This window comes from Massilia sp. CT11-108 (genome assembly GCF_047302915.1).
GTDB lineage: Bacteria > Pseudomonadota > Gammaproteobacteria > Burkholderiales > Burkholderiaceae_D > Telluria > Telluria orientalis.
In genome coordinates, this window is the sequence record NZ_JBKYMO010000285.1 from 1 (window position 1) to 7,354 (window position 7,354).

At 66.6% G+C, this 7,354-nt stretch carries 9 protein-coding genes and 1 pseudogene; 3 read left to right on the top strand and 7 right to left on the bottom strand.

All coding sequences use genetic code 11. The features are described from left to right. Positions 1 to 298, bottom strand: a pseudogene (locus ACEN88_RS20360) (hypothetical protein); the annotation flags it as partial. A 173-nt stretch (positions 299 to 471) separates the two neighbouring features. On the opposite strand from ACEN88_RS20360, the gene argJ reads away from it, so the two are divergent. The 3 genes from argJ to ACEN88_RS20375 are packed head-to-tail and all read left to right on the top strand — an operon-like array spanning position 472 to position 3,026. Continuing rightward, a complete protein-coding gene (argJ, locus tag ACEN88_RS20365) occupies positions 472 to 1,710 on the top strand; it encodes a bifunctional glutamate N-acetyltransferase/amino-acid acetyltransferase ArgJ (protein WP_413342463.1) in 1,239 nt (412 codons plus the stop codon). A gap of 4 nt (positions 1,711 to 1,714) precedes the next feature. Beyond that, positions 1,715 to 2,620, top strand: coding sequence for an ATP-binding protein (locus ACEN88_RS20370; protein ID WP_413342465.1), 906 nt, complete (start codon positions 1,715 to 1,717; stop codon positions 2,618 to 2,620). Next, the gene (locus tag ACEN88_RS20375; protein WP_413342467.1) at positions 2,613 to 3,026 is read left to right on the top strand and encodes an NUDIX domain-containing protein; all 414 of its coding nucleotides are present in this window, start codon (positions 2,613 to 2,615) and stop codon (positions 3,024 to 3,026) included. The genes ACEN88_RS20370 and ACEN88_RS20375 overlap by 8 nt, the downstream gene beginning before the upstream one ends. Here ACEN88_RS20375 and yidD read toward each other — a convergent pair. The 6 genes from yidD to ACEN88_RS20405 all read right to left on the bottom strand — a co-directional run. Beyond that, positions 2,947 to 3,504: a membrane protein insertion efficiency factor YidD gene (yidD, locus tag ACEN88_RS20380; protein ID WP_413342469.1), complete on the bottom strand. Its 558-nt coding sequence runs from the start codon at positions 3,502 to 3,504 to the stop codon at positions 2,947 to 2,949. The two genes, ACEN88_RS20375 and yidD, sit on opposite strands and share 80 nt — an antisense overlap. A 6-nt stretch (positions 3,505 to 3,510) precedes the next feature. After that, positions 3,511 to 3,693, bottom strand: coding sequence for a DNA gyrase inhibitor YacG (gene yacG, locus ACEN88_RS20385; protein ID WP_413342471.1), 183 nt, complete (start codon positions 3,691 to 3,693; stop codon positions 3,511 to 3,513). 9 nt (positions 3,694 to 3,702) lie between these two features. Then, the gene (zapD, locus tag ACEN88_RS20390) at positions 3,703 to 4,458 is read right to left on the bottom strand and encodes a cell division protein ZapD (protein WP_413342473.1); all 756 of its coding nucleotides are present in this window, start codon (positions 4,456 to 4,458) and stop codon (positions 3,703 to 3,705) included. A gap of 73 nt (positions 4,459 to 4,531) precedes the next feature. Further along, positions 4,532 to 5,173 carry a dephospho-CoA kinase gene (gene coaE, locus ACEN88_RS20395; RefSeq protein WP_413342475.1) on the bottom strand — a complete coding sequence of 214 codons (642 nt, stop codon included), beginning with the start codon at positions 5,171 to 5,173 and terminating at the stop codon, positions 4,532 to 4,534. A gap of 24 nt (positions 5,174 to 5,197) precedes the next feature. Then, positions 5,198 to 6,061 carry a prepilin peptidase gene (locus tag ACEN88_RS20400; protein WP_413342476.1) on the bottom strand — a complete coding sequence of 288 codons (864 nt, stop codon included), beginning with the start codon at positions 6,059 to 6,061 and terminating at the stop codon, positions 5,198 to 5,200. Positions 6,062 to 6,157: 96 nt separating this feature from the next. Then, positions 6,158 to 7,354: putative bifunctional diguanylate cyclase/phosphodiesterase (locus ACEN88_RS20405; protein WP_413342478.1), on the bottom strand; the 1,197-nt coding region annotated here is incomplete at its 5' end.

Consider the following 7,354-nt stretch of genomic DNA (forward strand, 5'->3'; position numbering starts at 1 on the left):
GCTGTGGGCCGCGATCCTGTGCATCGCCAGATGGCCGCTGTACGCGCGCGGCCGACGTGACGCCCAGCGCGAGCGGCGCGATGAACACGATGGCGACGATGATGGTGACGAGGGCCGCCGCGACGATCGTGCGCCCGCCCAGCGCCGTGCGGACGCGCGCGTACAGCGGCCATGTGGCGATGCACAGGATCGCGGCCCACAGCAGCGGCAGGATGAAGCGCTGCGTCACGAACAGGGCACACAGGACGATCGCCAGCGAAAAGCCGGCGCTCATTACATCGCGTTGGTTGTCGGTCATTACTCCTCCGGTGGATGGGCCATCTTACCAAAGCGTCATCGCCGGGTAAGTAGTGTTGCCGATTATTAAGTGGTCAACTTAAGCGTGTATTAACAGCGGCTGCCCGTCCGTGCATGTCGCCCGCAGGCGGTACAATACCGGACCTTCTTTCCATCTTTTCATTAGAGAACGCCATGGCCGTCAATTCCCCCCTGCCCGTCGCCGCCGAACTGAAACCCGTCGCCGGCATCGAACTCGGTTACGCCGAAGCCGGCATCAAGAAGCCGAACCGCAAGGATGTGCTGGTGATGAAGCTCGCCGAAGGGGCGACCGTCGCCGGCGTGTTCACGAAGAACCGCTTTTGCGCGGCGCCGGTCCAGGTCAGCAAGGCGAATCTCGAATCGGTCAAATCGGGCGGAAAGCCGATCCGCGCGTTGGTCGTCAACACGGGCAACGCGAACGCGGGTACCGGCGAGCCGGGCCTGCAGAACGCGCAGGCCACGTGCGCCGAAGTGGCGCGTCTGCTCGGTCTCGACGCGCAGCAGGTGCTGCCGTTTTCCACCGGCGTGATCCTGGAGCCGCTGCCGGTGCAAAAGATCGTCGCGGGCCTGCCGGCCGCCATTGCGAATTTGAAGGCGGATAACTGGTTCAACGCGGCCGAAGCCATCATGACGACGGACACGCAGCCGAAAGCGGCGTCGCTGACGACCACCATCGGCGGCCACACCGTCACGATGACCGGCATCAGCAAGGGCGCCGGCATGATCAAGCCGAACATGGCGACGATGCTGGGCTATCTCGCCTTCGACGCGAAGGTCGCGCAACCCGTGCTGGACGAACTGGTGAAGTACGCGGCCGACCGCTCGTTCAACAGCATCACGATCGACGGCGACACGTCGACCAACGACTCGTTCATCCTCGTCGCCACGGGCGCGGGTTCGCTCGTCGTCGATTCGACCGACAGCCCGGACTACGCAGCGCTGCGCGACGCCGTCACCGGCATCTCGCGCCACCTGGCGCAGCAGATCATCCGCGACGGCGAAGGCGCCACCAAGTTCATCACGATCACCGTGGAGCAGGGCCGCGACATGGAAGAATGCCGCAAGATCGCCTACGCCATCGCCCACTCGCCGCTTGTGAAGACCGCGTTCTTCGCATCGGACCCGAACCTGGGCCGCATCCTGGCCGCCATCGGCTACGCGGGCGTCGACGATCTCGATACGGCGAAGCTCGACCTGTACCTGGACGACGTCCTCGTCGCCAAGGCCGGCGGCCGCAATCCGGCGTACAAGGAAGAGGATGGCCAGCGCGTGATGAAGAAGGCCGAGATCCTCGTGCGCGTCGTCCTCGCGCGCGGCGAGGCGGATGCCACCGTGTGGACCTGCGACCTGTCGCACGACTACGTCTCGATCAACGCCGACTACCGTTCCTGACCCGATGAACCAGCTGGAGAATTTCCTGCACCGCGCCGAAGCCCTGCTGGCGCGCGTGGAGGCTTTATTGCCGCCCGCGGCGCCGCGCGATCCGGATTTCCGCCACGGTTACGCCTACCGCTGGCGCAAGCGCCCGGGCGCGGGCAACGTCAAGTACCTGCAGGCCGTGGCGCACACGGCCTGCATCCGCCTGGACGACCTGCAGCACATCGGTCCGCAGAAAGAGCAGATCGAGCAGAATACGCGCCAGTTCGTGACCAAACGCCCCGCCAACAACGTGTTGCTGACGGGCGCGCGCGGCACCGGTAAATCGTCGCTGATCAAGGCGTGCCTGAACCAGTTCGCGCCGCAGGGCCTGCGCCTGATCGAAGTGGACAAGGCCGACCTGGCCGACCTGCCGGACATCGTCGACCTCGTCGCGGGCCGGCCGGAGCGCTTCGTGATCTTTTGCGACGACCTCAGTTTCGAAGAGGGCGAAGCGGGCTACAAGGCGCTGAAGGTGGCGCTCGATGGCAGCATTGCGGCGCAGTCGGACAACGTCCTGATCTACGCGACGTCGAACCGCCGCCACCTGATGCCGGAAAAGTTCTCGGACAACGCCGGCTACAAGCACGTGGCCGACGACGACCTGCACCCGGCCGAGACGGTCGAGGAAAAGATCTCGCTGTCCGAACGCTTCGGCCTGTGGCTGTCGTTCTATCCGTTCAAGCAGGACGACTACCTGGACATCGTCGGCCACTGGCTGGCGAGCTTCGGCTGCACGCCGGAGCAGATCGAAGGCGCGCGCGGCGATGCGCTGCGCTGGGCACTGGGCCGCGGCTCGCGCTCGGGCCGCGTCGCGTGGCAGTTCGCCAAGGACTACGCGGGCAAGCTGCCGCCCGCGCCGGTACAGGAACAGGTCGATGTCTGAGAAGCCGGTCGATGTGGCCGTGGGCGTGCTGATGCGCCCGAACGGCGACGTGCTGCTGGGCCAGCGCCCGGACGGCAAGCCGTATGCCGGCTACTGGGAATTCCCGGGCGGGAAGGTCGAACCCGGGGAAGACATCTTCCACGCGCTGCAGCGCGAATTCGTCGAAGAGCTGGGCGTGAGGGTGATCTCGGCCGAGCCGTGGTGCTGCGTCGAACACGTGTACGAGCACGCGCACGTGCGGCTGTATTTCTACATCAGCCGCGAGTGGGAAGGCGAGCCGCAAAGCCTGGAAGGGCAGGCGTTCGCGTGGCAGGGCGCGTATGCCGTCAGTCCTCTGCTGCCGGCGACGATTCCGCTGCTCGACTGGCTGGACCAGGTGCGGTACGCGGGGCGTTCCGGCGCCTGATCCGTTCCGCCGCCGCATCCAGGTCACGCGTGTCGTGCCGGCGGCGGCGCTCGCGCCAGCGTTTCCACGCATCGCAGCCGTCGCAGACATCGCACAGATCGAACGCGTCGCAGGGTAGATGCCGCGGCACGCCGCCGCAGTGGTGGTGGCCGTCGCACGGAAAATGGCAGTGGCCGGGGCCGTCGCAGGGCACGTCGCACGGCGCGTCGCAGAATCCCTGCTGGCGTCGCACGCGCGGATGGAGCACGGGCGCGGGCGGACGCGGCATCCGCCGGTGCACGTGGCCGCACAGCGCGAGGCGGCGGTCGAGCAGCCCGAGTCCGCGCCTGAGCCCGAAGCGCGCGATGACCGCATAGCCATACGCCGAGCAGCTGTCACCGCTCGTCGCCACGCGCAGTGCGCAGGAAAAGCCCTTGTACGGAGAGATGAAACGCTGGTAGAAGCGGATGGCGGCCAGCGCCAGTGCGGCGGCCTTCACGCGACCTTATTCTTTCGAGACGGCGTCGTCGTCGGTATCGCCCGGCGGCGCGCCGGGGATCGTGTATTTCTCTTCGGCCCAGGCGCCCAGGTCGATTTGCTTGCAGCGTTCGGAACAGAATGGGCGGAATTTGTTTTCCGGCTTCCATTCGACCTTCATGCCGCAGGTGGGGCAGGATACGACGGTCATGGTGTGCTTCTAAAAATTGCAGAGTGTGAGTTCGAACGGGACGTCTTCTTCCAGCGGCTTCGGTTTCAGGTCGCCGCCCTGGGTCGTGAAGCGTACCCACAGCATGTACTTGTTGGCGGAGATCTCCGGGATCGCGCCGAGCGACTCGTCCACCGACAGGCGCAGCATCTGGTACACCTTGCCTTGCAGCATCTGCTGGTAGCTGCCGGACGAGGCGATCATCTTGACGGGGCCGCCGGAATTGCGCAGCAGGCGCAGCACGAGGGCCAGGGCCTCGAACAGCGGGGCCAGCGGGGCGAACCACGCCATGATGTCGGCGTGGCGCTGTTCGGTCGGGCGCCGCTGCCACGCGTGGTAGGACGGCAGGTCGAATTCGCAGGCGCCGCCGGGGATGATCGTGCGGCCGCGGATGCTCATCAGCCATTCGTTGTCGCGCACGTTCTGGCCCGTCTTGCCCTGGGCGTTGACGAGGGCGTTGCTGACCGTGTCGAGCTCGGCCAGCACGGCGTCGAGCATGTCCCTGGCGACAGCGGGATTGCTGCGGTAGCCCAGCAGGCTCTGCTTCTGGCGTTCGAGTTCCTGCAGCAGGTCGGACTTGAGGTCCGCGCGGCCCGCCACTTCCAGCATGTCGAAGATCGTCGCGAGCGCGACATGGTGCTGCAGAGGATGTTCCTGGGCTACAAAGAATTTGAACTTCTCGTACAGGTCCTCCAGCCGCAACAACGTGCGAATCCGCTCGTTGAATGGGTATTCATAGACGATCAAAATGTCATTCCTCTCATTCCCCTGAATGTAGGCTGGCGGGTAACCTCGTGATTCTGAACCATGATGCACAAAATTACAAACGCTGGCTTGGCGGCATTGTTAATCTTGCCGCTTCGTCAAGATAAAAGCGGTGCAAGCGTTCCACTTGCGGCAACAGGGCGTCGATGCCGGCGTCGTTCAGGATCACGTCGTGCGCTTCTTCCAGGCGGCGCGCCCGCGTCACCTGGGCCGCCATGATGGCACGGACCTGGTCTTCCGCCATGCCGTTGCGGGCCATCACGCGTGCGACCTGCGTTTCTTCCGAACAGTCGATCGCGAGCACGCGCGCGACGCGCTCGCGCCAGGTGCCCGATTCGATCAGCAGCGGCACGACGAAGATCGTGTAAGGACCATCCGCGAGCAGGGCGGCGGCGGCCGTCGCTTCGCGGATGCGGGGATGCAGGATGCCCTCCAGGCGGGCGCGCGCGGACGGGTCGGAGAACGCGAGCGCGCGCATTTTCGCGCGGTCGAGGGCGCCGTCCGGCGTGGCGTAGTCGGGACCGAATTCCTCGATCAGCGCGGGCATCGCGGCGCCGTGCGGGGCCGTGAGGCTGTGGGCGATCTGGTCGGTGTCGATGACGGCGGCGCCGCGCGCGGCGAACAGGTCGGCCACGGTCGTCTTGCCGCAGCCGATGCCACCGGTGAGCCCTACCGCAAAACGTGAAGCTGTCTCCATGCGATCCTCGGGCCCGGCGCGAGGCTAGACCAAGAAACCCTGCGCGTAGCGGGTGAGTGGTATTCCGTACAAGAGTGCGATCATACCAGCCGCGGCGAGATACGGTCCGAAGGGGATCGGATTGTTGCGGTCGCGGCGGGCGAACACGATCAGCGAGATGCCGACGATGGCGCCGACGACGGACGACAGGATGATAATGGTCGGCAGCATCGCCCAGCCCATCCACGCGCCCAGCGCGGCGAGCAGCTTGAAGTCGCCGTAGCCCATGCCTTCCTTGCCGGTGGCGAGCTTGAACAGCCAGTACACGGCCCACAGCGCCAGGTAGCCGGCCATGGCGCCGATCACGGCGTCGCGCAGCGGGACGATGGTGCCGTTCAGGTTCACGAGCAGGCCCAGCCAGAGCAGCGGATACGTGAGGTCGTCCGGCAATGTCTTCGTGTCGTAGTCGATCATGGTCATCGCGATGAGGAAGTACGCGAACGCGAGGCTCGCGAGGCCCAGCCAGCCGCTGCCGAAATGCCAGACCAGCACGGCCGACAGCAGGCCCGTGACGGCTTCCACGATCGGATAGCGGGGCGAAATCGGCGCCTTGCACGCGCTGCATTTGCCTCGTAGGGCCAGCCAGCTGACGATGGGGATGTTTTCCAGCGCCGTGATCTGGTGGCCGCAGTGCGGGCAGGCGGAGCGGGGCACCATCAGGTTGAAGCGGTCCGGGTGCGGCAGGTCCTTGCCCGCTTCGTGCGCGATGTAGTTGTCGAGTTCGCGCTGCGCCATCACGGGCAGGCGGTACACGACCACATTCAGGAAGCTGCCGATCAACAGGCCGAACAAGGCGGCGGCGAGGGTCGCGGCGAGGGTCGCCGGGGCGGCGAAGAGCAGGGTTTCCATGAGTGCGATGATCCGGTGGGTGGCTGATTCCGTGGATCAACTATTCTAGGGGTTTTCCCGCTCTTTGGGCAGCACAATGAGGCGCCGCCGCCACGTTCAGGCCGCCTGTGGCTGCGCGATCAGGTCGAACAGGCGCTCCAGCGGCACCGGCCGGCCCGGCAGCCAGCCCTGCACGAGGGGACAGCCGAACTGGCGCAGATAGCCCAGCTGGGCATCGGTCTCGACGCCTTCCGCGACCACCGTCAGCTTCATGTGCCGGCCGAGGTCGAGGAGCGAACGCACGATGGCGCAATCGTTCCGGTCGTACGGCACGCCGGCCATGAACAGCCGGTCGATCTTGAGCGAGCCGATCGGCAGCTTCTTCAGCAGGGACAGCGACGAATAGCCCATGCCGAAGTCGTCCAGGCCGATGCCGAAGCCGCGCCGGCGCAGTTCGCGCATGATGGCGATCGATTTATCGGCATGCTTCATCACGACGCCTTCCGTCAGTTCGAGGCAGATGCCGCGGGGATCGACGCCGGCCGCCGCGGCGATGGCCGTGAGCCGGTCCGGCAGTTCGGCATCGATGAATTCCGGCGCCGCCATGTTGACGTGCACGCGCACGCGGGTCAGCCCGGCCGCGCGCAGGCGGGCGAGGTCGTGGCAGGCCTGGCGTACGACCCAGCGGCCGATGTCGACGATCAGGCGGCTCTGCTCCGCCAGCGGAATGAACACGTTCGGCGGGACGATCTCGCCGTTCGGCCGGCGCCAGCGGATCAGCGCCTCGACGGCCTCGATGTCCATGTCGGTGGTCGTGCGGATCGGCTGGTACTCGAGGAAGAATTCGCCGCGCCGGATCGCGGAATGCAGGTCGGTCAGCAGGCCGATGCGATGGCCCGCGTCGGCCGGCGCGCCGTCGCCGCTGAAGCGGCTGGCCAGGTTGCGGCCGTTCCGCTTGCTGGTGTACATGGCGGCATCGGCCGCGTGCAGCAGTTCGCGCGTGCAGCCGCCATGGTCGGGATACGTGCTGATGCCGATGCTCGCCGACACGGCGAGCCGGTGCTCGCCGTAGACGAAGCGGCGCCGCGCCGCGTCCAGCACGGACTCGGCGACGCGTTCCAGTTCCTGCGGCGTGACGCCGGGCGCCGACAGCAGCGCGAACTCGTCGCCGCCCAGGCGGCCGATGCGCCAGCCGGCCGGCGCCCGCGCGCGCAGGCGTGACGCGAACGTCGTCAGCACGACCTTGCCGGCGTCGTGGCCGAAGGCGTCGGTGATGGGCTTGAACTGGTCGAGGTCGACGCACAGCACCCCGAA